Annotated in this window: 22 protein-coding genes; 9 read left to right on the top strand and 13 right to left on the bottom strand. The window is 66.8% G+C overall.

The genetic code is table 11. The features are described 5' to 3' along the window. Positions 1-9: 9 nt before the first annotated feature. Positions 10-1,458 (bottom strand): dihydropyrimidinase, encoded by a 1,449-nt coding sequence (gene hydA / locus C7453_RS07085; protein ID WP_114726844.1) that lies wholly within the window; start codon positions 1,456-1,458, stop codon positions 10-12. A gap of 138 nt (positions 1,459-1,596) precedes the next feature. On the opposite strand from hydA, the gene C7453_RS07080 reads away from it, so the two are divergent. The 4 genes from C7453_RS07080 to C7453_RS07065 all read left to right on the top strand — a co-directional run bounded on the left by C7453_RS07080 (position 1,597) and on the right by C7453_RS07065 (position 6,586). Continuing rightward, a complete protein-coding gene (locus C7453_RS07080; protein ID WP_114726843.1) occupies positions 1,597-2,265 on the top strand; it encodes a TetR family transcriptional regulator C-terminal domain-containing protein in 669 nt (222 codons plus the stop codon). A 136-nt stretch (positions 2,266-2,401) separates the two neighbouring features. After that, positions 2,402-3,670: a M20 family metallo-hydrolase gene (locus C7453_RS07075; RefSeq protein ID WP_114726842.1), complete on the top strand. Its 1,269-nt coding sequence runs from the start codon at positions 2,402-2,404 to the stop codon at positions 3,668-3,670. 139 nt (positions 3,671-3,809) lie between these two features. After that, the gene (locus C7453_RS07070; protein ID WP_114726841.1) at positions 3,810-5,123 is read left to right on the top strand and encodes an aspartate aminotransferase family protein; all 1,314 of its coding nucleotides are present in this window, start codon (positions 3,810-3,812) and stop codon (positions 5,121-5,123) included. Positions 5,124-5,137: 14 nt separating this feature from the next. Further along, positions 5,138-6,586 carry an NCS1 family nucleobase:cation symporter-1 gene (locus C7453_RS07065; RefSeq protein ID WP_114726840.1) on the top strand — a complete coding sequence of 483 codons (1,449 nt, stop codon included), beginning with the start codon at positions 5,138-5,140 and terminating at the stop codon, positions 6,584-6,586. Positions 6,587-6,611: 25 nt separating this feature from the next. On the opposite strand, the gene C7453_RS07060 is transcribed toward C7453_RS07065, so the two are convergent. The 4 genes from C7453_RS07060 to C7453_RS07045 all read right to left on the bottom strand — a co-directional run bounded on the left by C7453_RS07060 (position 6,612) and on the right by C7453_RS07045 (position 12,117). Then, positions 6,612-7,427 (bottom strand): CDP-diacylglycerol diphosphatase, encoded by an 816-nt coding sequence (locus tag C7453_RS07060; RefSeq protein WP_114726839.1) that lies wholly within the window; start codon positions 7,425-7,427, stop codon positions 6,612-6,614. Beyond that, positions 7,424-8,914, bottom strand: a complete 1,491-nt coding sequence (locus C7453_RS07055) for a Ppx/GppA family phosphatase (protein WP_114727057.1) — start codon at positions 8,912-8,914, stop codon at positions 7,424-7,426. Before C7453_RS07055 ends, C7453_RS07060 begins: the two co-directional genes overlap by 4 nt. Before the next feature lie 66 nt (positions 8,915-8,980). Then, a complete protein-coding gene (locus C7453_RS07050; RefSeq protein WP_114727056.1) occupies positions 8,981-11,257 on the bottom strand; it encodes an RNA degradosome polyphosphate kinase in 2,277 nt (758 codons plus the stop codon). Positions 11,258-11,343: 86 nt separating this feature from the next. Continuing rightward, positions 11,344-12,117, bottom strand: a complete 774-nt coding sequence (locus C7453_RS07045) for a DnaA/Hda family protein (RefSeq protein WP_114726838.1) — start codon at positions 12,115-12,117, stop codon at positions 11,344-11,346. 98 nt (positions 12,118-12,215) lie between these two features. Here C7453_RS07045 and purM point away from each other — a divergent pair, with 98 nt between their 5' ends. Then, positions 12,216-13,304, top strand: coding sequence for a phosphoribosylformylglycinamidine cyclo-ligase (gene purM, locus C7453_RS07040; RefSeq protein WP_114726837.1), 1,089 nt, complete (start codon positions 12,216-12,218; stop codon positions 13,302-13,304). A gap of 6 nt (positions 13,305-13,310) precedes the next feature. Continuing rightward, entirely contained in the window at positions 13,311-13,949 is a 639-nt protein-coding gene (gene purN / locus C7453_RS07035; RefSeq protein ID WP_255318172.1) for a phosphoribosylglycinamide formyltransferase, read from the top strand. Positions 13,950-13,980: 31 nt separating this feature from the next. Here the strand turns inward: purN and C7453_RS07030 are convergent, their stop codons facing one another. After that, positions 13,981-15,705: a GGDEF domain-containing protein gene (locus C7453_RS07030; protein WP_220791189.1), complete on the bottom strand. Its 1,725-nt coding sequence runs from the start codon at positions 15,703-15,705 to the stop codon at positions 13,981-13,983. Positions 15,706-16,062: 357 nt separating this feature from the next. Continuing rightward, a complete protein-coding gene (ndk, locus tag C7453_RS07025) occupies positions 16,063-16,485 on the bottom strand; it encodes a nucleoside-diphosphate kinase (protein WP_114726836.1) in 423 nt (140 codons plus the stop codon). A 171-nt stretch (positions 16,486-16,656) separates the two neighbouring features. On the opposite strand from ndk, the gene C7453_RS07020 reads away from it, so the two are divergent. Together C7453_RS07020 and C7453_RS07015 are read left to right on the top strand one after the other, a co-directional pair. Then, the gene (locus C7453_RS07020; RefSeq protein WP_114726835.1) at positions 16,657-18,540 is read left to right on the top strand and encodes an ABC-F family ATP-binding cassette domain-containing protein; all 1,884 of its coding nucleotides are present in this window, start codon (positions 16,657-16,659) and stop codon (positions 18,538-18,540) included. 252 nt (positions 18,541-18,792) lie between these two features. Further along, positions 18,793-19,923 carry an AI-2E family transporter gene (locus tag C7453_RS07015; protein ID WP_114726834.1) on the top strand — a complete coding sequence of 377 codons (1,131 nt, stop codon included), beginning with the start codon at positions 18,793-18,795 and terminating at the stop codon, positions 19,921-19,923. Positions 19,924-20,009: 86 nt separating this feature from the next. On the opposite strand, the gene C7453_RS07010 is transcribed toward C7453_RS07015, so the two are convergent. From C7453_RS07010 to C7453_RS06995, 4 genes are read right to left on the bottom strand one after another with little or no spacing between them, the layout of a single operon-like run. Continuing rightward, on the bottom strand, positions 20,010-20,612 hold the full coding sequence (locus C7453_RS07010) for an HAD family hydrolase (RefSeq protein ID WP_114726833.1): 603 nt from the start codon (positions 20,610-20,612) through the stop codon (positions 20,010-20,012). Further along, positions 20,609-21,091 carry a hypothetical protein gene (locus C7453_RS07005; RefSeq protein ID WP_114726832.1) on the bottom strand — a complete coding sequence of 161 codons (483 nt, stop codon included), beginning with the start codon at positions 21,089-21,091 and terminating at the stop codon, positions 20,609-20,611. Before C7453_RS07005 ends, C7453_RS07010 begins: the two co-directional genes overlap by 4 nt. Positions 21,092-21,109: 18 nt before the next feature. Next, the gene (locus C7453_RS07000) at positions 21,110-22,255 is read right to left on the bottom strand and encodes a DegT/DnrJ/EryC1/StrS family aminotransferase (RefSeq protein ID WP_114726831.1); all 1,146 of its coding nucleotides are present in this window, start codon (positions 22,253-22,255) and stop codon (positions 21,110-21,112) included. Next, positions 22,252-24,243, bottom strand: a complete 1,992-nt coding sequence (locus C7453_RS06995; RefSeq protein WP_245948896.1) for a polysaccharide biosynthesis protein — start codon at positions 24,241-24,243, stop codon at positions 22,252-22,254. Before C7453_RS06995 ends, C7453_RS07000 begins: the two co-directional genes overlap by 4 nt. A gap of 73 nt (positions 24,244-24,316) precedes the next feature. On the opposite strand from C7453_RS06995, the gene C7453_RS06990 reads away from it, so the two are divergent. Continuing rightward, entirely contained in the window at positions 24,317-25,360 is a 1,044-nt protein-coding gene (locus C7453_RS06990; RefSeq protein WP_114726829.1) for a glycosyltransferase family 4 protein, read from the top strand. 32 nt (positions 25,361-25,392) lie between these two features. On the opposite strand, the gene C7453_RS06985 is transcribed toward C7453_RS06990, so the two are convergent. Together C7453_RS06985 and C7453_RS06980 are read right to left on the bottom strand one after the other, a co-directional pair. Then, positions 25,393-25,857: a hypothetical protein gene (locus C7453_RS06985; protein WP_114726828.1), complete on the bottom strand. Its 465-nt coding sequence runs from the start codon at positions 25,855-25,857 to the stop codon at positions 25,393-25,395. 193 nt (positions 25,858-26,050) lie between these two features. Continuing rightward, on the bottom strand, positions 26,051-26,458 hold the full coding sequence (locus tag C7453_RS06980; RefSeq protein ID WP_114726827.1) for a MarR family transcriptional regulator: 408 nt from the start codon (positions 26,456-26,458) through the stop codon (positions 26,051-26,053). Positions 26,459-26,573 lie beyond the last annotated feature (115 nt).

Genomic DNA, 26,573 nt, shown 5'->3' with positions numbered 1-26,573 from the left:
GGTCGCGCATCACGACGCAAGCCCGTTCACCACCCCGGTGCCCACCGTCTCGTTGCGCCGGATCTGGGCGGCCATCTCGGGTCCGAAGCACGGCCGCTCCACATACCGTCCAGCCCCCCGCACAGCGCGCAGATCGCCGTCCGACCACACTACGCGCCCGGCACTGATCGTATGCCGCGCCAGCCCGGTCAGGCTCATGCCCTCGTAGAGGTTATAATCCACGTTCTGGTGATGAGTGGCGGCCGAGACGGTACGACTGGCCTCGCCATCCCACAGCACCAGGTCGGCATCGGCCCCCGGCACGATCGCGCCCTTGCGCGGATGGATGTTGAAGATCTTCGCCGTATTGGCCGAGGTCACGGCCACGAATTCCTGCGGCGTCAGGCGCCCGGTCCGCACGCCATGGTGCCACAGCACGCTCATCCGATCCTCGATTCCCGGCGTGCCGTTGGGGATCTTCGTGAAATCGTCGCGTCCCTGCTCCTTCTGCCCTGCGCAGAAACAGCAATGATCGGTCGCCGTCGTCTGCAACTGGCCCGAGGCCAGGCCCGCCCACAGCGCCTTCTGGTGGTGCTTCGGCCGAAAAGGCGGGCTCATGACATGCCGCGCCGCCCCCAGCCAGTCCGGATCGGCATAAACACTGTCGTCGATCACCAGGTGCTGGGCCAGCACCTCGCCATACACGCGCTGCCCCCGCGCCCGCGCGGCGGCGATGGCGGCCGTCGCCTCCTCGGTCGAGACATGGACGATATAAACCGGCGCCCCCAGCAGCCCGGCAATGGCGATCACCCGCTGCGCCGCCTCGCCCTCGACTGTGGGCGGCCGCGAAAGCGGATGCGCGGACGGGCCGGTCAGCCCGCGCCGTAGCAGGTCCTGCTGAAGAAAGGCCACGGCATCACCATTCTCGGCATGCACATTGCACAGGGCGCCCAGTTCCAGCGCCCGGCCGATCGAACGCAGCAGCACGCCGTCATCGACCATCAGGGCGCCCTTGTAGGCCATGAAATGCTTGAAGGAATTAACGCCGCATTCCCGCGCCAGCGTGCCCATGTCGGCATGGACCTGCTCATCCCAATGGGTCACGGCGACGTGGAACGAATAATCGGCCACCGCCTTTTCCGCCTTGGCCCGCCAGTCCTTCCAAGCCCCCAACAGCGAGCCGCCACGTTCGGGAATGACGAAATCAATGATGGTGGTCGTCCCGCCCGCCACCCCGGCCTCGGTCCCGGTCTGGAAATCGTCGCTGGCCACCGAGCCCATGAAAGGCATTTCCATATGCGTATGCGGGTCGATGCCGCCGGGCATCACCAGCAACCCGCCCGCATCCACGACCATGCAGCCCGTCGGCACCTCCAGCGCCGGCCCCACGGCAGCAATCCGCCCCGAATCGTCACACAGCACATCGGCCCGCCGCGTGTCCTCGGCAGTCACCACCGTTCCGCCCTGCACCAGAAGCATTGCTGCCTTTCCTCCCAACGCTATCGCACCCCGAGAGCATGCCATCCGGGGACCGGATCGGGAATGGTGCAATCTTGTAACAATCAAGGTAACGTTTTCCTGCTTGCGCGGCGCGCGCAAAGCCTAAAATCTTGTGCCATGTCCCGCCCCAGCCCCCTCGCCCCGTCCCTGACCCTCGCCCCCACCCAGGACCGGCCGGTCGGGGCGCCCCGTCGTGCCAGCACCGGGCAGATCCTGCGGGCCGCCGAACGGGAATTCGGCCGCGACGGTTACAAGGGGGCAAGCATGGCCGGCATCGCCGCCGCAGCAGGCCTGCCCAAGGCCAACATCCATTATTATTTCGGCACCAAGGAGGACCTGTATCGCGCGGTGCTGGAAAATATCCTGGACAACTGGCTGGGCGACGCAACCGTCTGGATCCACGCCGACGCAACACCCCGCGCGGCGCTGGAGGGCTATATCCGCTCGAAAATCGCCTTCTCGCGCGACCGGCCCGACGCCTCGCGCATCTTCGCGCATGAGGTTCTCCAGGGCGCGCCGAACATCCAGAATTATTTCAATACCTCGCTGCGCGAATACGCCCAGACGCTGGAGGACGTCTTCAGCATCTGGCAGCGAACCGGGCAGATGCGACCCATAAACGGCGCGCATTTCCTGTTCTGCATCTGGGCAATGACCCAGACCTATGCCGACATGAGCGCCCAGGTCTGCACGGTGCTGCGCAAGCCCGTTCTCGCCGAACAGGATTACGACGACGCCGCCAACACGATCATCACGCTGATTCTAAACGGGATAGAAATGATCTGATATCCGTCCTACGCTGACATCATGTTTTGACTATCCATATCTTCCCACACCCTCATTCACGGTATCGCACCGGCCAGCGTGGGCCAGGCCAGCCCCGCCGGCAACGCGGCGCGGATCGCATGGCAGGAGAGCAGACATGAGCAGTTCGGGTGTCCTTCAGGCCGGCGGAAACATCACGGTGGACGGCACGGCGCTGTGGGCCGACATTCTGGAAACCGCGCAGATCGGCGGCACCCCCAAGGGCGGCGTCCGGCGCCTGACCCTGACGGAAGAAGACCGCCAGGTGCGCGCCTGGTTTACCGCCGCCTGCACGTCCCTGGGCTGCACCGTCACCCACGATTCGATGGGCAACCAGTTCGCCCGCCGTCCCGGCCGCGACGCCGGCCTGCCGCCGATCACGATGGGCAGTCATCTCGACACCCAGCCGACCGGCGGCAAGTTCGACGGTATCGTGGGCGTGCTAGGCGGTCTGGCCGTGCTGCGCGCCCTGCACGCCTCGGGGCACGAGACCCGCCACCCGATCGAACTGATCAACTGGACGAACGAGGAAGGCTCGCGCTTCGCCCCCGCGATGCTCTCATCCGGCGTCTTCGCCGGCGTCTTCACCGAGCAGGAAGCCCTGGACAAGACCGACCGCGACGGCATCCGCTTCGGCGACGCGCTCGCAGCGATCGGCTATCGCGGCGAGCCACCCTGCGGTCAGCACCCGGTCGCTGCCTATTTCGAACTGCATATCGAGCAGGGCCCGATCCTGGAAGCCGAGGAGAAAACCATCGGCGTCGTCACCGGCGTGCAGGGTATGCGCTGGTACGAAGTCACGCTGACCGGGCGCGATTCGCACGCCGGCACCACTCCCATGCCCATGCGCGCCGACGCCCTGCTGGCGGCAGCACGGATCATCGAGGCCGTCAGTGCGGTCGCTCTGGCGCATGGGCCGGATGCGGTCGGCACGGTCGGACTGCTGGAAAACCGACCCAACAGCCGCAACGTCGTCCCCGGCGAGGTCTTCTTCACCATCGACCTGCGCCACCCCAACGACGCGGTGGTCGTGGCAATGGAAACCGACCTGCGTGGGCGGATCGAGCAGATCGTCACCGATGCGGGCATTGCACTGGCGATGGAGCGGGTGTGGGACTCGCCCGCAGTGCATTTCGACCCCACCTGCATCGCCTCGGTGCGCGCGGCCACCGAATCCTTCGGCTATCCGGCGCGCGACATTGTCTCTGGCGCCGGGCACGACGCCGCCTACATGGCCCGCGTCGCCCCCACGACCATGATCTTCGTCCCCTGCGCGGGCGGTCTGAGCCATAACGAGGCGGAAAGCGCCGAGCCGGGCGATGTCGCCGCCGGCGCCAACGTGCTGCTGCGCGCAGTGCTGGATGCCGACGCAAGACTGAATCCCTGACCATATAGTGAGCGGCCACCGGGCAAAAAATCATCTAGCCCGGTGACGCCACGTGTTCCATTCTGCAATAGTTGCGGGGCCGTGACGGTTATTTCCCGGCCGGACGGACTCGCATGTTCGATTTCAGGAGCCCTCCGCGATGCCGCCGACCAATCACGATGCGTTCTGGATGCCGTTCACGGCCAACCGGCAATTCCGCCGGACGCCGCGCATGCTGGTTGCGGCCGATGGCATGTATTACACGTCCGAGGACGGGCGGAAGGTGCTCGACGGATGCGCCGGCCTGTGGTGCGTGAATGCGGGCCATAACCGCCCCCGCATCACCGAAGCCGTCCAGAAGACCATCGCAACGCTGGATTTCGCGCCAACCTTCCAGATGGGCCATCCACTGGCCTTCCAGGCGGCCGACCGGATCGCCGCCCTGGCACCGGGCGACCTGAATCACGTCTTCTTCTGCAATTCCGGGTCCGAAGCCGCCGATACCGCGCTGAAGATCGCCATCGCCTATCACCGCGTGCGCGGCGACGGCGCCCGCACCCGCCTGATCGGGCGCGAGCGCGGCTATCACGGCGTGGGCTTCGGCGGCATTTCCGTCGGCGGCATCTCCGGCAATCGCAAGCTGTACGGCGCACTGCTGACCGGCGTCGATCACCTGCCGCACACGCTGGACCTGGAACGCAACGCCTTCACCAAGGGCCTCCCAGCCTACGGCGCGGAACTGGCCGACAATCTGGAACGCATCGTCGCCCTGCACGACCCGTCGACCATCGCCGCCGTCATGGTGGAACCCATGGCGGGGTCGACCGGCGTGCTGCCGCCCCCCGTCGGCTACCTGAAACGCCTGCGCGAGATCTGCGACAAATACGGCATCCTGCTGATCTTCGATGAGGTCATCACCGGTTTCGGCCGCATGGGCGGCACGCCCTTCGCGTCCGAAAAATTCGACGTGCTGCCCGATATCCTCACCTGCGCGAAGGGCGTCACCAACGGCACCATCCCGATGGGCGCCGCGATCGCGCGCGACCACGTGTACGAAGCCTTCATGAACGGCCCCGAAACCGGGATCGAACTGCCGCACGGCTACACCTATTCCGGCCATCCGGTCGCCTGCGCAGCCTCGCTCGCGACCCTCGACACCTACGCCGAGGAAAACCTGTTCGAACGCGCGGGCGACATCGCCCCTTATTTCGAGGAAGCGGCCCACGCCCTGCGCGGTCTGCCCCACGTTATCGACATCCGCAATGTCGGCCTGGTCGCGGGTATCGAACTCACCCCCCGCCCCGGCGCGCCGGGCGCACGGGCGTACGAGATCTTCGACCGCGCGTTCCACAAGGGCGTGCTGGTCCGCTACACCGGCGACGTCATCGCCGTCTCGCCCCCACTGATCATCCAGAAATCCGAGATCGACCAACTGTTCGGCACGCTGGCCGACATCCTCCGCACAGTCGAGTAGGAGACGGGACACGCATGGCGGACACCACGCCCGCCGGATACGATCCGGGCCTGTATAATGCCGACCTTGCACCGGTCCCACCCGCGCGGCGGGACTGGACGTGGCTGAACATGGCCACGGTCTGGATGGGCATGGTCCATAATATCGTGGTCTACGAGGCAGCCGCGGGGCTGATGGCCCTGGGCTTCTCGGCGTGGGAATGCCTCGAAGTTGTCGCAGTCGCCTATATCGTCCTGTTCCTGGCCATGTGGTTCAACGCCCGCGCGGGCACGCGCTACGGCATTCCGTTCTGCGTGCTGATCCGCTCCGCCTTCGGCCCGTCGGGCGCGCAGGTTCCGGTCCTGCTGCGCGGTTTCTGCGCCATCTTCTGGTTCTCGGTGCAATCCTATGCCGCCACCCAGGCCGTCGATGCCATCCTCTCGACCCTGATCAGCGGCTGGGGCTCGCTCGACATATCGTTCCTCGGCATGCGGGCGCATATGTGGCTGGCCATGGCGCTGATCTGGGCCCTGCATGCCTGGATCGCCGGTCACGGCGTGCATCGCATCCGCAATTTCGAACTGGTCGCCGGCCCGCTGGTCATTGCCATCGGTCTACTGGCCACCATCTGGGCGCTCAGGGTCGGCCACGGGCCAGGCCCGCTGTTCGCGCAGCCGTCGCGTCTGCATGGCGGCGCATTCTGGTCCGCCTTCGCGCTGGGCGTCACCGGCATGATCGGCATCTGGGCAACCTTCGCCGTCAACATTCCCGACCTCTCGCGCTTCGTGCGGTCCGAGCGCGACCAGGTGATCGGCCAGGCGATCGGCCTGCCCGTCACGGCCCTGGTCTTCACCCCGATGGGGATCATCACCACGTCAGCCACCATGATCCTGTTCGGCCGGCCGATCTGGAACCCGGTCGAATTGCTGCTGACGCTGAATCACCCCGTGATCACGGTGCTGGGCGGGGCCACGCTGGTGCTGGCCACCCTGTCGGTCAATGTCGTGGCCAACATCATGCCCGCCGCCTACGACCTGATGAACCTGATGCCACGCCGGCTGAATTTCGACCGTGCATCCTCCCTGGTGCTGGTGCTGGGCGTCTTCTTCGTACCCTGGATGTGGTTCGACGACGCGGCGAGCATCTATCAGGTGCTGAACGTGGTCGGCGGCCTGCTTGGTCCGGTCACCGGGATCATGCTGGCCGATTTCTATCTGGTGCGGCGCCAGATGCTGGACATACCGGCCCTCTATCGCCGGGGTGACCATTATGATGGACGCGGCGGCTGGAATCCCCCCGCGCTTGTGGCCTTCGCGGCCGGCGGCGTGCTGGCCTCCGCCGGCCAGTTCCTGCCGGCCCTGTCCGGGATCAGCGCCCTCTCATGGTTCGTCGGCGTCGCGACCGGCGCCGGGATCTATCTGGCACTCTCCCCGCGCCAGTTGCCCGAGCGGGTGAACGAGAGCGTATCACCATCGGGCGCCTGATCCCGCTTGACAGGCCGAACGACCCTCACTGCGGATAGGCTGAAGTCTGGAGCACGCGCCCAGGCTCGAAATGCGCGATCTTGCAGGCATGGTCCTGCAATTCCTCGCCCGACGCGCGGTCTCCCGACACCGGCTTGACCATATCGTCCAGCAGGATAAAGCCGGGCCGCCCTCCGGGCCACACCGTGCCCACCACCACCAGCGTATGCCCGCCCATCTCCCGCGCCGGATCGGCCAGCGAGGCCGCCAGCCGCCGGAACGGATAGGCGCCATCCAGTTCCTGCCCGTCGATCCGCGTGGCGCGGTAGCGATGCCCCGCCAGGGTCAGCGGCGTCCAGCCGGCGCCGATCTGCGGCCGTGCCCAATGCAGCGCCACGCGGATTTCAGGCGCCAGACAATCGACGTGGATATGCAACTGGTTCTGCGAACGACCATGTTGCGAATTGATCGCGAGCGCCACCGTCTCGCGCGGCATGGTATGGCCCAGCCCCGCCAGCACGCGATCGACCTGATGCCACGCCGCACCGAAATAATCCGGCGCGTTCGGGCTCAGGATTGCAGGATCTTCCATCCCGGTAACCCGGTCGGTCGGAATCAGCAGATACTGCGCAACGCCATCACGGTCCTTCAAGACCGCATAGCCATGGGCGGGATCGACGGCGGCACACGGCGCGGGGGTATTCTCGCCCAGTTCGTTGGGCATGCACCGCCCATGCACGATCTTCCACAACACATCCGGATCATGGTCCGGTTTGGGCGGACCATTGGCCCGCGCGGTCGCCAGCAACACCCCCGCCGCCATAAGTGCGGGAAGACACCACCCCAGTACCCGAGGCCTCATGCCGTGCCGGCCTCCTCGATCCGCGCGGGCAGCGCGAATGCTTCGGCCAGCCGGTCCAGTCGGCGCCGCACGCTTTCCCCGCGCACCACGCCGCGCCCGCGTGCCAGATGCAGCGTTACTTCCCCGGCCGAGAGCTTGATCCACGTCCCGTCGAGCAGTTCCTCGGTCCCGCCGCACACCGTGTAGGCCAGCCGCAGCACCAGCCCCAGCACGAGCGCCCGCTGGAAATCCTCGGCCGTCAGCAGCAGGCGCGACGGTTGCAGAAAATCATGGCCCAGCTCGGCCTCGTAGCGCACCGCCAGCGTCAGGGCGACGAAGGCGCGGGCCTGATGATCGAACCCGACGCCCTGCATCCGCAGCACCCGCAGATAGGTCTGCTCGGCCCGGTATTCAGGATGGTCGTACGACCCGATATCCGACAGCAGACACGCCGCCCGGCGCAGCCGGCGCTGCGGCGTGCTCTCATCGGGAAAGAGCGGAGCCGTCCAGTTCATCAACTGGTCCGGCAGGGTCTCGCTGCGCCCCAGCCGACGGCACATCTCCCGTGCCACGGCCTCCTGCGGGTCCAGCGCCGCGACCGAAGCCGCGACCCGGCGCATGTACCACCCCTCGCGCAGGCCATCGACGCAGAAAACCACGCTGGATGGCTGCAACCGACGCAGCAGGCGGCGCAGCACGATAGCGGCGAAGGGCACATCCTCCAGCCGCTTGCGCGGCGCGCCGGGCACCCGTTCCAGCGCACGTCGCGGCGTGTTGATGACCCACTCGGTCATGTCCCGCGCCCCGTCGCCCGACAGGGTGAAGAGATGCACGATGTTCAGCGGATAATTGGTCCGGGCGATCTGCAACCGCGCCAGCGCGCGGAAGGCGCCTCCCACCAGGTAGAGCGGCCGCCCCACCACATCGTCCAGCCAGCCGACCTGCGCGATGTCGGCATCGGCAATATTCCGCGCCTTCTGCAAATCACCCTCGGCACGGTCATTCAGCCGGATCACCCCCAGACGCAGGGTGCAGGCATCCAGCTTCCGCCCGGCGGAAAGGCGGATCAACTCCAGCGACCCGCCACCGATATCGGCCACCAGCCCATCGGCCTCGGGCAGGCCACACAGCACGCCGGTCGCCGAGTAATCGGCCTCCTCTTCACCGGAAAGGACACGAATCGGCACGCCGGGCATCCGCGTGCGCAGAGCATCGACGAATTCCGGGCCATTGGTCGCATCGCGCACGGCGGCGGTGGCCAGGATCTCGAACGGGTCGGCATCCATGCCCCGCGCGATGGCATGGAAACGGTCCATGACCTGCATCGCCAGGCCCACGCCCTCCTCGTTCAGCCGCCCGGTAGCGTTCAGCCCCCGTCCCAGACGCAGCACCGCCTTTTCGTTGAAGATGGGAATCGGATTCCGCGAAATGCCGTCAAAGACGACCAGCCGGACGGAGTTCGAGCCCAGATCGACAACAGCCGAACGGCGATGCGGAACCCGGATCATCGGGCCCGGCACATGCAAACGACGACCGACGGAAACTGCGTCATGCTGAAACCTTCACTGAAACCCTCAATCATCGAGTATCCGGTCCTGATGCCGCGGCAACGGCGTGCTGACCCGGACGGCACTGTCCTGCGCGGCAGTCCCCCGCCCGGACAGCGAAGGATTGGTCATGAAATAATCATGGGCCGAAAACGGCCGGGCACCGGGTTCGAGCCGCCGCCACACGCCGTTCTGCTGCAACACCCAGGATTGCAGATTGTCTTTCAGGTCCGTGACCATGATCTGGTCCAGGACCTGTGCATGCACCGTGGGGTCGCGCATCGGTACCATGCTTTCCACCCGCCAGTCCATGTTCCGCACCATCCAGTCGGCGGAGGAAATATAGACTTTCGCAGAACGCGACGGCAGCCGATGCCCGTCGCCGAAGGCGAAGATCCGGGAATGTTCCAAAAAGCGCCCCACGATCGACTTGACGCGGATATTCTCCGAAAGTCCCGCCACCCCCGGCCGCAGGCAGCAGATGCCGCGCACCACGGCCATGATCCGCACCCCGGCGCAGGAGGCACGATACAGGCGGTCGATCAGGTCCGGATCGACCAGCGAATTCATCTTCAGCCAGATCTGCCCCGGCCGTCCGGCCCGCACATGCTCGATCTCGGCCTGGATCAGCTCTTCCAGCGTGCGGCGGATCGTCACCGGCGAGAAGGCGATGGCCTCCATCCGCGCCGGCATGGCATAGCCGGTCATGTAGTTGAACAGCCGCGCCGAATCCCGCGCCAGTTCTGGGTCACAGGTAAAGAACGAAAGGTCGGTATAAATCCGCGCCGTGATCGGATGATAATTCCCGGTACCGAAATGGGCATAGGACCGCAGCGTCCCGCCCTCGCGCCGCACGACCAGGCTGAGCTTGGCATGGGTCTTCAGGTCCGCAAAGCCGAACACCACCTGCGCCCCGGCCGCCTCCAGCGCGCGGGCAAGGCGAATATTGGCTTCCTCGTCGAAACGGGCGCGCAGTTCCACCATCGCGGTGACCGATTTCCCGGCCTCGGCCGCCTCGATCAACGCCTTGACGATCGGGCTGTCGCGCGAGGTCCGATACAGCGTCTGCTTGATCGCCACCACCGCCGGGTCCTGGGCCGCCTGCCGCAGGAACTGCACCACCACGTCGAAACTCTCGAACGGATGATGGACGATCATGTCCTTCGCGCGGATAGCGGCGAAACAGTCCCCCCCGAAATCGATCACCCGCTCGGGAAAGCGCGGCGTATAGGGCGGAAACAGCAGTTCGGGCCGATCGTCCACGATCAGCTGTTTCAGGTCCACCACCCCGATCAGCCCCGGCTGGATCTCGATCTCATCGGACGGCACGTTCAGGTCGGTGGCCACCGCCTGCCCCAGATCGGGCGGCATGCGGGAATCGATGTCCAGATGGATCACCACGCCCCGGCGCCGGCGTTTCAGCGCGGTTTCATAGGAACGGACCAGATCCTCGGCCTCGTCCTCGAATTCCACGTCGGTATCGCGGATCACCCGCAGCACGCCCCAGTCGCCCGCCACCATGCCGGGGAACAGCCGGTCGATGCATAGCGCGATCATGTTTTCCAGCATGATGAACCGGGCCACGCCGGGCGGCGACAGGCTGGCCGGCAGGCGGATGAAGCGGTCGATCTGGGCCGGCAGCAGAATCATCGCGCTCATGACGAAGCGCCCGCTCTCCTTGCTCATCAGCCGCAGCGAGAGCGCCAGCCCCATATGCGGAATGAACGGCAGAGGATGCGCGGGATCGATCGCCAGCGGCGTCAGGACGGGAAAGACCCGGTCCATGAAGCAGCCATCCAGCCATTCGCGGTCGGCCTCGGTAATGTGGTCCAGCCCGCAGACCACGATTCCGGCGTCGGCCAGCAGGCCCCGCAGATCCTTCCAGATCCGCTGCTGCTCGCGCAGCAGCCGCGCGGTGCGGGTGCGCACGGCCGCAAGCTGCTGCGCCGGGGTCAACCCGTCGGGCGACATGCTCAGCAGCCCTTCGCGCACCTGCCCCACCAGGCCGGCAACGCGAACCGAGTAGAATTCATCCAGGTTTCCCGCGCTGATCGACAGGAAACGCAGCCGCTCCAGCAGCGGATTACGCGGATTATCCGCCTCGTCGACCACCCGCTGGTTGAAATCGAGCCAGGACAGTTCGCGATTGATGAACCGGGCCGGGGAATGCAGGTCGATCGGCGGTGGCGGCGGTGTCTGCACGGGCGGCGCCAACCGCCGCCGCGTCGCCGGCGCGGCCACACGCTTGCCGGTTGTCCGTCCGGATGTCCGGCGCGCGGGCGTTTTCCCCGTCGGTCTGGTCAATCCACTCTCCTGCCACAAATCCGCCTTCATCCGTCAAACTAGGCGGAACCACCTGTCATGCCAACGCGGTGGTGTATGAAGTTTTCCTAGCGGACAGGCAGATCCGCCAGCCGCTCGGCCGGCACCTCGCCATGGTCCAGCAGGTCATGCAGCGCCGACACCGCCAATGCGCGGGTCACACGCCGCCCCGCCGCCAGCCCGGCCTGGTCCAGCCGGATCGCAGCATCGCGAATGGCCGAGGCGGTACGCGGCAGACGGCGCAGCAGCCACTCCGTCACCGGCTGGCTGACCACGATCTGCCTGTCCGCCAGATGGCGCAGCAGAAGTATCCGCAGCAGCGCATCCTCGGGCTGACGCAGTTCGATCGCCATCGTCGCACGCAGCCTGCTGGCCAGGTCCGGCAACACCACCGGCCAGCGCGCTGGCGGCAGGCGGGCCGCCATCACCAGCGCAATCCTCTGCTCACGCGCCGCATTCAGCAGGTGCAGGATCGCCTGCTGGTCCTCCGCATGGTCCGCATCATCCACCGCCACGGCCCGAAAGGTCTCCGCCGGCCCGTCGAGCAGCTCCCCCAGCATCGCGCGCGTCACATCCGGGCCGCGCAGCAGCACGGCCCCCTGCTCCCGCGCCCAGATCTCCAGCAGGTGCGTCTTGCCGGCACCGGCCGCGCCCCACAGCGCCAGCCTGTGCTCGGGCCACGGATTCACCCCCAGCAGCCAGGCCCGCGCCGCGTTGTTCGACCCCGCGGCGACGAAATCGGCGCGGGCGAAGCGGCTGCGATGCCCAAAGGGCAAGGCAAGCTGGTCCACGCCGCCCGCCAGCACCTGTTCGCCCGGATTCTGCACCGCCTGTTCAACCACTGCTTTGCGTGCCGCCTTCGCCTGCCGTAAAGGAACCCAGAGCGTTTACCCTACCTCGCCCCATTCTTCGACCCCCGCCGTTTACGAAGGCCCCGCCCATGACCTCCGCTCCTCCCCCCTCTTCGACCCCGCCTGCCGGCGCCACCTACCGCGACGCAGGCGTGGACATCGAAGCCGGCGACGCGCTGGTCGACGCCATCAAGCCGGCGGCAAAGGCAACGGACCGCCCCGGCACCATGGGCGGCCTGGGCGGATTCGGCGCCCTGTTCGACCTCAAGGCAGCCGGCTTCGCCGATCCGGTCCTCGTTTCCTGCACCGACGGCGTCGGCACCAAGCTGATGATTGCCATCGAAAGCGGCCTGCACGAAACAGTCGGCATTGATCTCGTGGCGATGTGCGTAAACGACCTGGTGGTGCAGGGCGCGGAGCCGCTGTTTTTCCTGGATTATTTCGCCACCGGCCGCCTGGCCGTCGAAGACGCGGCCAAGGTGGTGCGCGGCATCGCCCAGGGCTGCGCCGAATCGGGCTGCGCGCTGGTCGGCGGCGAAACCGCCGAGATGCCGGGCATGTATGCCGCCGGCCATTATGACCTCGCCGGCTTCTCCGTCGGCGCCGCTGAACGCGCGGCACTGCTGCCCAACGCCATCGCCGCCGGCGACACACTGATCGGGCTTTCGGCCAGCGGCGTGCATTCCAACGGCTTTTCGCTGGTCCGCGCCATCGTCGCCCGCAGCGGCCTGGCGTGGAACGCCCCCTGCCCCTTCGCCGAGGGCCAGACCCTGGCCGAGGCGCTGATGACGCCCACGCGCCTCTACGTGAAGCAGGTGCTGGACCTGCATCGGCAGGGCCTGATCCAAGGCGCCGCGCACATCACCGGCGGCGGCCTGCCCGGCAACCTGCCGCGCGTGCTGCCGGCCGGCCTGACGGCGGCGATCGACGGTGCGTCCTGGCAGATCCCCCCGGTCTTCCGTTGGCTGGCCCAGACCGGCCAGGTCGATGCCGACGAGATGCTCAAAGTATTCAATTGCGGCATCGGCATGGTGCTGATCGCCCGCGACGCCGACGCCGCTCTGGCCGCCCTGCGCACGGCGGGCGAATCCCCGGTCGTAATCGGCAAGCTCGAAGCTTCGACTCCCGACACCCCCGCCGGCCTGCGCTTCACCACCCACCCCGACTTCACCGGCTAACCGTCCGTGAGTGCATTTCCGTCGGACGATCGCTGCCCGATCGCCATCCTGATCAGCGGGCGCGGCAGCAACATGCGCGCGCTGATCGACGCCTGCGCCGCACCGGATTTTCCGGCCCGCATCGTCATGGTCCTCAGCAACAGGCCGGACGCGCCGGGCCTGGATGTCGCCCGGGCGGCCGGCCTGCGCGCCGAATCCATCGATCACCGCCCCTTCGGCAAGGACCGCGCGGCGCATGAGCGCGCGGTAGACGCCATGCTGCGCGAAGCCGGGGTGGAACTGGTGTGCCTCGCCGGCTACATGCGCCTGCTCACACCGTTCCTGACCGAAGCCTGGGCCGGACGGATGCTCAACATCCACCCCAGCCTGCTCCCCGCCTTCCCCGGCCTGCACACGCATGAGCGCGCGCTGGAAGCCGGCGTAAAACTGCATGGCTGCACGGTCCATCTGGTCACGGAGGTGATGGATGACGGCCCGATCCTGGGCCAGGCGGCGGTGCCGGTCCACCCGGGCGACACGCCCGACGCCCTCGCTGCGCGCGTGCTGACTCAGGAACATCGCCTGTATCCAGCCGCCCTTCTCAGCCTCCTGCGGCCGGAAACGGCATCATCCGGACATCGCGACGCCGCGCTGCTGGTCGTCTGACCAGCACCGGATCAGCCGCCCGGAAATCGCGTCAGGCGGCATGCTCCGGCCCGGCGCTGTCCGCCTCGGCCACACGAACGGTATTACGGCCGGCCCTCTTGGCGGCATAAAGGGCAACGTCCGCCTTCGCCATGAACTGGCGCCAGGTCAGACCCTTTCCCGCGGCAACACCAAAACTCGCGGTAACGACAATCCGTCCTGCGTCGGCATTCCTGACATCCAGATCCCGGACCGCCTGATGCAGGCGATGCGCCAGAGACAAGGCGTCCATCAGATGCCGGGTCCGCGTGAGAACGGCGAACTCCTCCCCACCCACCCTCGCCACCAGATCGCCGGGTCGAACCTGCGCACGCAATGCCCCGGCAACCGCCACCAGCACCCGGTCCCCCTCACCATGGCCGTAGCGATCGTTGATGGCTTTGAAATGATCGATGTCCGACAGAATGAGAAAGACCTGTTCTTCGGGCGTCTCAGCTTCCATCACCGGTTCTGCAAGCATCTCAAGGGCCCGCCGGTTGAGCAGTTGGGTCAGTTCGTCGGTTTCGGCCAGATGCTTCAGGTGCCGGGTCTGTATGGCGCGTTCCTGCAACTTGTCGCGCAGAATCCCGAGCGCCTCGAACAGCGGCTGCAACTCCCTGCCGCCGTGGTGGCGGAACGGCAGGGTGACAGGCCGATCATGCACCAGCCGCACAACGGCTTCGCTGGCTTGCAGCAGGGGACGCAGCACACGCATGTGGACCAGCAGCACCATGCCGGCAATCAGCCCGATAACCGCCAGCATCACGGCGCTCACAACCCAAAGCAGTTCGAATGCGTGTCGCTCACGTTGCCGGTAATGGGAAAGCAGGCCGTCCAGAAAGCTATTCCGCCAGATTTCCAGCGGCGCCAGAGTCCGGATATACCGGTCGTTCAACGTCTCGATGGTCTCCGTATACCGCTCGGCGTGCGTTCCCTCCTCGATCACGCGCGCCACCAACGGCTGTCCGTCGCCAAAGAATGCCGCCTCCGCGTTGGCCCGCAGGGCAAAAAGGCCAGATCCGCGATCCGTCAGATTGGCGCCCAGATCAAGCAACTCCCATTGTATGGCCATGCGGCCCGCCAACCGGTCGCGGGCAGAGATATCGCGCTCCGAGATCGCCTCATGGGTAATCAGCGCGGGCACGACGACCGAGCCGAGCCGCCCGCCGTCATCGCGCAGGGTACAGAGAATCAGCGCGAACTGAACGGGCGCGGCCAACCCGGAATCGGTCCGCATGAGCAATGCGGCTTCCGCCGTGATCACGGCGCGATAGCCATCATAGGCCGCGAACTGTGCCTCGATCGCCTGTTGAATCGCCTCACGCCGGGGCACCGGCTGCGCGGCGGCCCGATCGACCAATGCCCGTGCCCGACCCAGCAGCCTTGCCGTCTCCTGAAGCAGCTTGGCCGGCACGATGCCGGCCTCCCGCGCCAGATCCCGATTGGTCCTTGCTCGCGCGGCCTGCAACCGGCTGCGCGACAAGGCTGTCTCCCCACCCATCAGTATATTGGACGGCGCACGCTCGGCACTGATGTCATTGGCCGTCTCCAGCACCTGCCGAAACCTCTCCACCCCGGCAGCATCGTGCCGGGCACGCAGAAAGGTCTGGAAAAAGGCATGTGCCAGAATCAGTCCGCTCACGGTGGTGAACAGCAGCACGGCACACGCGGCGCTGATCCACAAACGCCTGCCGATCCAGAACCGGCGCGGCGGTCGGTATTCGCTATCGGAGATCATGACAAAAAACGCCGGTTCGGTACCAAGCGTCGTCAATACAACATCAGGTCAGTTGCACGAGACGTTCAATCGGCATTCAAGATCGCAAAAGTCCGAACCTGACAGACCTTTCCATTCCAGCTTCTCAGCGTCCATCCTGAACACTTCGAACGATCCGCCAACCTACCTACAAAAAAATCCAAATAAAAATCACAAAATAATACAGAATATTCAAACGAATATGAACAAAACACTCAAACAATTCAGGAAACATCTTTCCAGTTTCTTCAACTGAAAAAACCAGCCTTTCCTGAACAGGAACCGCCTCCCCTGCTCCCGAAATCCGGAAGCAGGGCAGCCGGCACCGTCACATGCCGATCAGGGCAGGATTTCGGTCTGCGCGAAGAAGAACGCGATCTCGTTGTTCGCACTCTCCAGGCTGTCCGAACCATGGACCGAGTTCGCTTCGATGCTCTCGGCGAATTCGGCGCGCACGGTGCCGGGGGCGGCCTTCTTCGGGTCGGTGGCGCCCATGACGTCACGATGCTTCAGGACGGCGTTCTCGCCTTCCAGAACCTGCACCACGACCGGGCCGGAGATCATGAACGACACCAGGTCGCCGTAGAACGGACGCTCCTTGTGGACGGCGTAGAACGCGCCGGCGACCGCTTCGGTCAGCTGCACGCGCTTCTGCGCCACGATCCGCAGGCCGGCATCTTCGAACACGGCATTGATCTTGCCGGTCAGGTTGCGCCGGGTCGCGTCCGGCTTGATGATCGAGAGGGTACGTTCGGTCGCCATGATATGGCTCCTTTTTTATGGTCGCGTTGCATGACCGGGACCTCCTGCCCATCCGGACCGGCGCCCCTTACGCGCGCCATCTAGAGCATATTGGGCAGGACTGGTAGGTACAGCGTCACGAATCCTGCCCGACCAGCCGGGCACGCCGTCACATTTCCGGAGCCCGCCCCCGTGAGTCTGCTCGTCATCTCCGACCTGACCCTCCGCATCGCGGGGCGCACCCTGCTGGACGGGGCGTCTCTCAGCGTCGATCCGGGGCGCAAGATCGGCCTGGTCGGGCGCAACGGTGCGGGCAAATCCACCCTGCTGGCCGCCATCGCCGGCGACATCGCGCCCGATGGCGGCACCATCACCCTGTCTTCCCGCGCCCGCATGGCCCGCATCCGGCAGGAGGCTCCCTCGGGCGACGCCAACCTGCTGGATACTGTGCTGTCCGGCGATATCGAACGCACGACCCTCCTGGCCGAGTCCGAAACCACGGCCGATCCGGCGCGCCTGGCCGACATCCACGAGCGCCTGCGCGCCATCGGCGCCGACAGCGCCCCCTCCCGCGCCGCCACCATCCTCTCGGGGCTGGGCTTCGACGCCGCCGCCCAGGCCCGCCCGGTTTCGGATTTCTCGGGCGGCTGGCGGATGCGCGTGGCGCTGGCCACCGCCCTGTTCCTCAACCCGGACCTGCTGCTGCTCGACGAACCGACCAACCATCTCGACCTGGAAGCCACGATCTGGCTGGAAAGCTGGCTGGCCCGTTTCTCCGGCGCCGCATTGATCGTCAGTCACGATCGCGGCCTGCTGGACCGCTCGGTGGACGCCATCGCCCATCTCGACCAGCGCCGCCTGTCGCTGACCCCCGGCGGCTATGACGAATTCGTCCGCATCCGCACCGAGCAGGCCCTCCAGCAGGCCCGTGCCGCCGAGCGCATCGCCGCCCAGCGCGCGCATATGCAATCCTTCGTCGATCGCTTCCGCGCCAAGGCCACCAAGGCCCGGCAGGCCCAGGCCCGCGTCAAGGCGCTGGAAAAACTGCCGGTGATCGAGGCGGTGATCGAGGACACCCCCACCCGCTTCGCCTTCCCCGAGCCCACGCCTCTCCCTCCGCCGATGCTGACGCTGGACCGCGTGTCGGTCGGCTATGACGGCAAGCCGATCCTCTCCAACCTGTCCCTGCGGCTGGACATGGAAGACCGGGTCGCCCTGCTGGGCGCGAACGGTAACGGCAAATCGACCTTCGCCAAGCTGATCGCCGGCCGCCTGGCCCCGCTATCGGGCACCGCCAACTATAATCCGCGCCTGCGGGTCGGCTATTTCGCCCAGCATCAGGCCGAGGAACTGGTGCCGGACGAAACGCCGGTCGCCCATATGGCCCGCGCCATGCCCAAGGCGCCTCCCACAGCGGTCCGCGCCCAGCTCGCCCGCTTCGGGCTGGATGCCGACCGCGCGGACACGGTCACGCGCGACCTCTCGGGCGGCGAGAAAGCACGCCTGCTGCTGGCGCTGGCCACCCGCGACGCCCCGCATCTGCTGATCCTGGACGAACCGACCAACCATCTGGACCTCGACGCGCGTGAGGCACTGATCCGCGCGCTGGCCGAATTCGAAGGCGCGGTGCTGCTGATCAGTCACGACCCGCATCTGGTCGAACTGGTCGCCGACCGGCTGTGGCTGGTCGGCGACGGCACGGTGCGCCCCTTCGATGGCGACATGGCCGAATATCGCGTCTGGCTGTCCGAGCGCGCCCGCGCCGCCAGCCGCCCGGCAACACCCGCAGCAGCTCCCAGGCGCGAGGACCGGCGCGACCGCGCCGAAGCCCGCAAGGCCGTGGCCCCCCTGCGCAAGAAGGCCCGCGACGCCGAAGCCCGCATCGGCAAGCTGACGGCGGAACGCACCCGACTGGAAAGCCGACTGGCCGACCCGGCCCTCTATGCCGCCGGCAGCGCGGAGGATGTCACCGCCATCAACACCCGCCTCGCCGCGATCGGCCGCGAAGAAGCTGCGGCCGAGGAGGAATGGCTGCTGGCCGAAGCGGCAATCGAGGAAGCCTCGGCCCAGGAATGACCGCACCACAGGGCAGCCCCGCTCGCCGGCCCGGACCGCCATCCGGTATCCTTTCGTTCATCGGGGCGTTGTCAGGATAGTGTTCCGCCTCGCCTCGTCCCGACGACATCGACGCAGGCAGGCGGATATGCGAACCCTTCCCGGGTGCCAGCCCCTGAAATCCATCGGGTGCCGGGTTTGTCACCCAGAGCTCTTGAATCAATGATGCGTGGCCTGTTCCGGGCCACCAGCCGACCACAAAGCGGAAACGCCATGCCCTCCATCGCCGTGACCGACTCCCAACCCGCCACTTCCGAGGAAAAGCGGGAATCCCAGCACGACACGTCCCCCACCGATCCCCGCGCCGAGCAGTTGGCCAAAATCCACACCCTGCTCCAGAGAACGATCCTGCTGACCGCCGTGATCCTGTCGATCTGGCTGCTCGGCCCCGTGCTGATGGTCGTCTTCGCCGCGACGCTGCTCGCGGTCATCCTGCATAATCTGGCAACGCTGGCCCAACGCTGGATCAAGCTCCCCTACTGGCTGGCCCTGTCCCTGGTCGTCGTCATCCTGCTGACCGCATTCGGCGGCCTGATCTGGAGCAGCGGCCCCACCATCGCCGAGCAGGCCACACGCCTGCGCGTAGCGCTGACCACGCAGGCCTATGCCGTGCGGACGCAACTGGGCACCAGCGAGTTCGGGCGCACGCTGCTGGACCACCTGCCGCAGGCGCTGGGCGGCAACCAGACCGGCGGGGGCACCGACGGCATGGGCTCGCGCATCGCCGGGTCCATGACCGGCGTCCTGTCCTCGGCCTTCGGCGCGGTCGGCACGCTGGCCGTCATCCTCATCGCCGGGCTCTATTTCGCGCTGTCGCCCACCCTCTACGTCAACGGCCTGCTGCGCCTGTTCCCCATCGCCCACCGTCCCACCGCCCGCGAACTCCTGCTGGTGGCGGGGCGCACCCTGTGGGCCTGGACCGCCGGACAGGCGCTGGACATGTTCGTCGTCGGCGTCCTGTCCGCACTCGGCCTGTGGTTCATCGGCGTGCCGCTGGCCCTGGCATTGGGCGTCGTCGCCGGCCTGGCGAACTTCATCCCCTATATCGGCGCCTTCATCGGCGCGATCCCTGCCATCCTGCTCGGCCTGTCGGTCGGCACGCGCGAGGGGCTGATGGTGCTGGCGCTCTACACCGCCATCCAGTTCTTCGAGGGCAATGTCATGGCACCGCTGATCCAGCGCCACGCGGTGCAGATGCCGCCGGGCGTCACCATCCTGTCGCAGACCGTGTTCGGCACCATCCTCGGCCTCCCCGGCCTGATCCTGGCCTCACCCCTGACCGCCGCGCTGCTGGCCGTGATGGACCGCGCCAGCCCGCCACTCAAGGACTCCGACCGGGTCTGAAAGCCCGACGGAGAAATCCCGATAGAGACTATGGTCTGGCTCACCAGCCCATAGTCTCGGTCAGGCTCCACAAGGCTGTCAGGTCGTCACGGCTGGTCGTTCACCGGGCGGATATAGGGACGGATATCCACGCCCTGCATGCCGGCATGACCCGCCGCCGCCAGCCCTTCGGCACTGTCCTCCAGCACCAGGCAACATTCGGGCGCGGCGCCAAGCCGGCGCGCGGCCTCCAGAAACAGGTCCGGCGCCGGCTTGGCCCGCGCCACATCGTCGATCGTCACCACCGTATCGAACAGCTCAAGCAGCCCTGTACGGGTCAAGGACGCCAAAACGATCTCCCGCGAACCGCTGGAGGCCACGGCCATCGGCAACGTGCCGCGATAGCGGCGGGCAAGGTCCGCCACCACCGCGATCTCCCGCAGATCGGTCATGGCGGCCAGCACGTTCCGCCGGGCGGCACGGAGAATGGCCGGGCGATCGAGCGGCCGCCCCAGTTCCGTTTCCATCAGGTCCAGCACCATATGTTCCGACAGGCCACCCCGGCCGTGGAACCATTCCGGCGCCACCTCATGCGCGGCTTCCGCCTGCAAGGCCGCCAGCCATCCCCGCAGATAGAGCGGCAGCGTATCGACCAGGGTGCCGTCGCAATCGAAGATCAGCGCCGCCGTTCGCGACGGAACCGCGATCACGGAAAAGCGGTCCGCTCGTACGGATGCTGGTCCACAAGCCGGCGCAACGCCGCGAAATCGGCTTCGGAAAACTGATGCACGCGGATCACCGCACCCGGCCGATCCTCAAGGAACACGGTATTGTTCCAATCGGCGGCGCTGATGCCGGTCCACAGCGTCATGCTGTAGGGAACGGGCTTGCCATCCGCTCCTGCCGGCCGGTTCGCCGTCAGGGTGATGGTGGCATCGCCCGATGAAGGCGGCGTCTGTCCCAACGGCCCCCAGACGGTGCGATGATGCTGCAACCAGTCATTGAGCGTATGGATCTCCGCCGCCGACAGCGCGCGCTGCTGGCGCATCGGCCCCACGCTGATGACGCCATTCGTCATCTCGGGAATCGCCAGGGGTTTGAAATTCGGCATCGCGAAGGACCACAGCACGGCCGAAGTCCCGACCGTGACCGTCAGGAAGCCCAGAAGCAGTGCTGTTTCCCGTCTCATGCCTGATGTCTTTCTCGTTTATCCGTGAACGGCCGCGATAACCCGCGCGACCTCCGCATCCGTCAGTTCGGGGTGGATGGGCAGCGCAAGAATACGGCAAGCCAGATCTTCGGCAACAGGCAACGGCGTTCCGTCATGCGAGCCCTGATATGCGGGCTGAAGGTGGAGGGGCCGCGGATAATAGATCGCCGAGGGCACGCCCCGCGCTTTCAGCCGGTCCTGCAAGGCCACGCGCGCGGCTTCATTTTCGGTCAGAACGGCATAGATCGCCCACGCGCTCTGCGAATGCGGCACCCGCGCCGGCGTGACGACATGCCCTTCCAGCCCGGCGTCATACGCGTCCGCGATGGCGTCGCGGCGCGCGAGTTCGTCGTCGAACCCCTCCAGCTTCGCCAGCAGGACGGCTGCCTGGAGCGTATCGAGCCGCCCGTTCATGCCGATGCGCAGCACCTCATATCGCGTCTTGCCTTCGCCATGGGTACGCAGCGAGCGATACAGGTCCGCCCGCTCGGGGTCGTTGGTCAGGATCGCGCCGCCATCGCCATAGCCGCCCAGGGGCTTGGACGGGAAGAAGGACAGGGTGGTGGCGGTCGCCTCGCATCCCAGCTTGCGGCCCGACAGCGCGCCGCCAAACGACTGGGCGCAATCATCCATCAGGAACAGCCCTTCCCGCTCCGCGATCGCGCGCAGTTCAGGCCACGGCGCCGGCTGGCCGAACAGATCGACCCCCACGATCGCACGCGGGCGCAGCCGCCCGTCGGCCCGCACCTGGGCAATCCGCCGTTCCAGGCTGGCCGGGTCGATCTGGAAGGTCCGGGGGTCGACATCGACGAAAACCGGCGTCGCCTTCAGCAGCAGCGGCACTTCGGCCGTCGCCGTGTAGGTAAAGGCCGGCAGGAACACCGCATCCCCCGGCCCGATTCCCTCGGCCATCATCACGATCTGGATCGCATCGGTGCCCGAGGACACGCCCACGCACTGGTCCGCCCCGGCATAGGCCGCCAGTGCCTGCTCCAGTTCCGCCACTTCGGGGCCCATCACGAACCGGCAATGCGCCATCACGGTATCGACCCGCCGCCGGATCGCATCGCCCAGCCGCGCCTGCTGCGCCGGCAGGTCGAGAAACGCGATGGGCGGAAGGCTGTCGGGCAGCGGAGCAGTCATGAATGCATCGTCCTTTCGGCGTCGGTCGGTTCCGCCATCGTATCGTGCGGATCGCCAGTCGGGTTATGGGCGAATTCGGGAACGAGACCCCTGATCAGCGCAAGGACGGCCGGCGCGTCCCCCCTATGGCAGGCCACGGCCAGCCGGTCGATCACCAGCCCCACCGCGCGGCTGTCCACGATACGCGGCGTCGCCATGCGCAGGCCGGGGTGATCGGTCGCCACCGGCGCCTCGCGCCCGTGGAACAGTTCCTCAAACAGCTTTTCGCCAGGCCGCAGACCGGTGAAATGGATCGGCACATCCACCTGCGGGCGCAGGCCGGCCAGCCGGATCATCTGCCGCGCCAGATCGACGATCTTCACCGGCTTGCCCATGTCCAATACGAAAATGCCGCCATTGCGCAGCAGCGTATCCGTCCCGCTTCCCGCCTGGTCGCGGATCGTCCCGCGCACACTGGCCTGCAGGACCAGCCCCACCGCTTCCGAGACCGTCATGAAATAACGCTGCATGTCGGGGTGGGTCACGGTCAGCGGCCCGCCCCGCTCCAACTGGCGGCGAAACAGCGGCACGACCGATCCGGTCGATCCCAGCACGTTGCCGAACCGCACGGTCACACACCGCATGGCCTCGCCGCCGCCGCTCCGCGCCGCGACATCCAGCGCCTGGCAATACATCTCGGCCGCGCGCTTGGAGGCCCCCATCAGGCTGGACGGATTCACCGCCTTGTCGGTCGAGACCATGACCAGGGCCAGCGCCCCGTTGCGCGCCGCCGCATCGGCCACCACGCGGGTGCCGATCACATTGGTCAGCACCCCCTCGCACGGGTTCGCCTCGACCATCGGCACATGCTTGAGAGCAGCGGCATGAAAGACCAGTTCGGGGCGATAGAGGGCACAGACCTCTTCCATCCGGTCGTGATCGCGAACATCGGCCAGTATCGCCTCGCGGCGGATATCCGGCGCGCGTTCGGACAATTCAAGGTCGATCTGCCACAGCGCGAACTCCCCATGGTCCAGCAACAGCAGGCGCCCCGGCGCATATCCGGCGATCTGCCGCGCCAGTTCCGAGCCGATCGATCCCCCCGCCCCGGTCACCAGAACCGTGCGGCCGCCCAGCAGCGCCGCCATCCCCGCCTGGTCCAGATCGATCTGCGGCCGGTTCAGCAGTTCCTCGATCGCGATAGGCCGCAATTCCAGCCGGGCGGCGGGGGTCAGGTCCGTCAGGTCCGGTGCCCGCTGGACGGACAGGCCGCGCTGCTCGGCCGATGTCAGCACCCGCGCCAGTTCCTCGCCCCGGAATTCGGCATCGGTCACGATCAGCAGGTCCGGCCACCCGCTCCCACCACGCGCCCGGTCCAGGATATCATCCATCGTCCGCACATGGCCCAGAATCGGCACACCGTGGATTCGGCGCCCCGTCTGCCGCCGCCCCCCGGTCATGATGCCCGCGACCCGAAACGCCGGGTGTGACGCGCGCTCGATGGCGCGGATGAACAGGTCGGCGGACTGATCGGACCCGATCAGCACCACCTGGACGGACGGATAGCGCCGTGTGGAATGCCGGCAGGACAGGCGATAGACCACCCGCACGCCGCCCAGCAGCACCAGCAGCACCAACGCATGAATGAACGGAAAAGCCGGCGTGGGAATCGAAAAACCGGTGACATACAGACCCAGCGAGAACAGTACGGCGCTGGCCACCGAGGCCCCGGCGATTCCCAGCAGGTCATCCACCCCGGAAAAGCGCCAATATTGCTGCTGGACACGAAACGGCACACTGCTGATCACCAGTGTGATCGCCCCACCCGCGATAAACCACAGCGGATGCAACAGGCCGCCGCCAGGGTCGGCCAGCCAGCGGGCAAGCGGGGCCGAGAGCGCGGCAAGCCCCCCATCCAGCATCACGTTGACGGCGATTCGGTTGACCGGGCGCCGCCCGGCGTCGGGCTCGCCGGGGTCGTCACCGGGGTCAGGGCGTTGCGAAGCCATTGTCCCGATCATATAGCCCAGCCCATTCCATGCTAGAAGAAGCCATGACGACAAAACAGCACGGCAGGCGGTCGTGATCGCCCCTCCCTCGCCCCTGGCCTTCCCGTTCCTGCTGTTCGCCACCTGGATCACCGCCGCCCTGACCGTAGCGGCGACGATCCGCCTGGGCGTCATGGACCATCCGGGGCATCGCAGTTCGCACACGCGGCCCACCCCCAAGGGCGGCGGCATCGGCATCATGGCGGCCTTCGTGCTGGCGGTCCCGGCCGGGCGCATGCTGCACGGCCTGCCGCCGCTGGACCTGCCCCTCGCCGGCCTGCTGGCCGCGACGACCCTGCTGGGCGCGATCTCCTGGCTGGACGACGTGTATCAATGGTCCCCCCTCCTGAAGCTGGCGGCCCAGGTCGCGGCATCGGTCCTGGTGGCCCTCACGCTCCCGGTCCCCACCGGCCTGCCCGCCATGCTGCCCATTCCCTGGGCCGCATCGTTTGCCGCACCCGTCTGGTTCGTCCTGTCGGTCTGCTGCCTGGTGTTCATGACCAACGCGGTCAATTTCATGGATGGGCTGAACGGGCTGGTATCGGGTTCGGTCATGCTGGCCGGCCTCGCCATCGGCATCCTGGCGACGGGAACAACCCTCGGCGGCATGGCTCTGGTGCTGGCGGCGGCCCTGGCCGGTTTCCTGCCGTTCAATTTTCCATCGGCCCGCATCTTCATGGGCGATGTCGGCAGCCAGCCCTGCGGCCTGCTGGCCGGCGCGTTCGGCCTCGCCTGCGCCAGCCATCCCGGCCAGGCCGCGTGGTACGTGGTACCGATGCTGCTGGCCGGACTGATCTATGATGTCCTTTATACGCTGGCCCGTCGCTGGCGGAACGGCGCCCGCCTGATGGAAGGCCATCGCGAGCATCTCTACCAACGCGCAACACAGTCCGGCCTCTCGCCGGTCACCGTCACCCTCATACACTGGGGGTTCGTTCTGTGGGGAAGCGTGACGGCCTATACCGTCCTGCATGGCCTGTCGGGAACGGCAACCGGCCTGCTCGCGGTCCTGCTGCCGCAGCTGGCCTGGAGCGCCTTCGTCGAGCGGCGCATGCGGCAACCGACCCGGCCCGTCTGAGCGACGAACCGGGCCCGGTGCCGAAAGACCCGTCAGTGGGTCAGCGTCAGTTCCAGCCCCTGGGCAGCGGCGGCCAGTCGCGCACCCTTCGAGACGGTTTCGATCTTGATCGTCACGCCGTTCCCATTGTGCAGCAGGCTGCCACCCACGCCGTTACCAGCCGTGGCTTCACCGTTGCCGGCCACATAGGTGCCGTCGAAATCATGCAGGTTCTTCAGGTTATAGACGGTGCCCGTACCTTCGATCTTCGAATAGCCGACCGCAGCGATCGAGCCGCCCTTGACGGTGAAGTTGTAGGTATGATGCCCGTAGGTCAGCTTGCCGGAGCCCCACGTCCAGCCGACGCCGACATCGGCCGATTTCGCAACCAGCCGGATATGCCCGACGGGCGTACCCAGGTCATCGGCGGCGCGGGCGGTTACCGGGCCAGGAAGGGACGTCATCAGAAACGGAACGGCGAGAGCGGCCACGGCAGCGATACGCGATGCCATACGCATGATCTTTCTCCTAATCGTCTGTTCTGATCGGCTGAATTGACGCCCGAACATACGCCCTGAAGGGAATCGGCGAGCATAGGAACGCGCGTGCGGACCATCGGTCACGCACGGCCACCGGCCAATTCATCCGATCGATCTGTCGTCTTCCAGAATGGAACGGGCGGTGGCCCGGACGGGCCACCGCCCAGCCGCATCAGCCGGCGGCGCGACGCGGCGCGCGCTCTTCGCGCACGATCTTGGCCGTGCGGGCGGGCGTCGACACACCGGCGGCCTCGCCCATGATCGAACGCAGTTCACGCAGATAGGCCGAGCCCTTCAGCGTGCGCTGCACCAGAACCGAGCGGCGATCCATCGGGTCCACCTTGCGGCGGGCCAGATCCAGTTCGCCGAGCCGGTCGAGCGCACGGGTGATGGCCGGCTTGGACACGTTCAGCGCGGCAGCGAGGCCACGGACGGTATGCGCCCCTTCCTCAAGGTAGCAGGTGAGGAAGACGGCAAGCTGGCGGGCCGACAGATCCGGCCCGTCACGGCGCACCATGGCAACGATGGTGTCGCGCAGGGTGTTGACCAGTTGGTCGGTGGTCGATGAGTTCTGAGCCATAGTAAAAAAGCCTTTCCCGAGGAGGTCGGCAACGCCCCCCAAAATTTTTGCCGTCAGCGTTCCCGCTCAGGGTCCGACGGTCATTCCAGAACCGTATATAGTTTCAGAATGCGGC

Origin of the sequence: Gluconacetobacter liquefaciens (genome assembly GCF_003350405.1) — a bacterium.
Lineage (GTDB): Bacteria > Pseudomonadota > Alphaproteobacteria > Acetobacterales > Acetobacteraceae > Gluconacetobacter > Gluconacetobacter liquefaciens.
The sequence above is the reverse complement of the archived record's forward strand: the minus strand, read 5'-3'. Positions and strand labels throughout refer to the sequence as shown.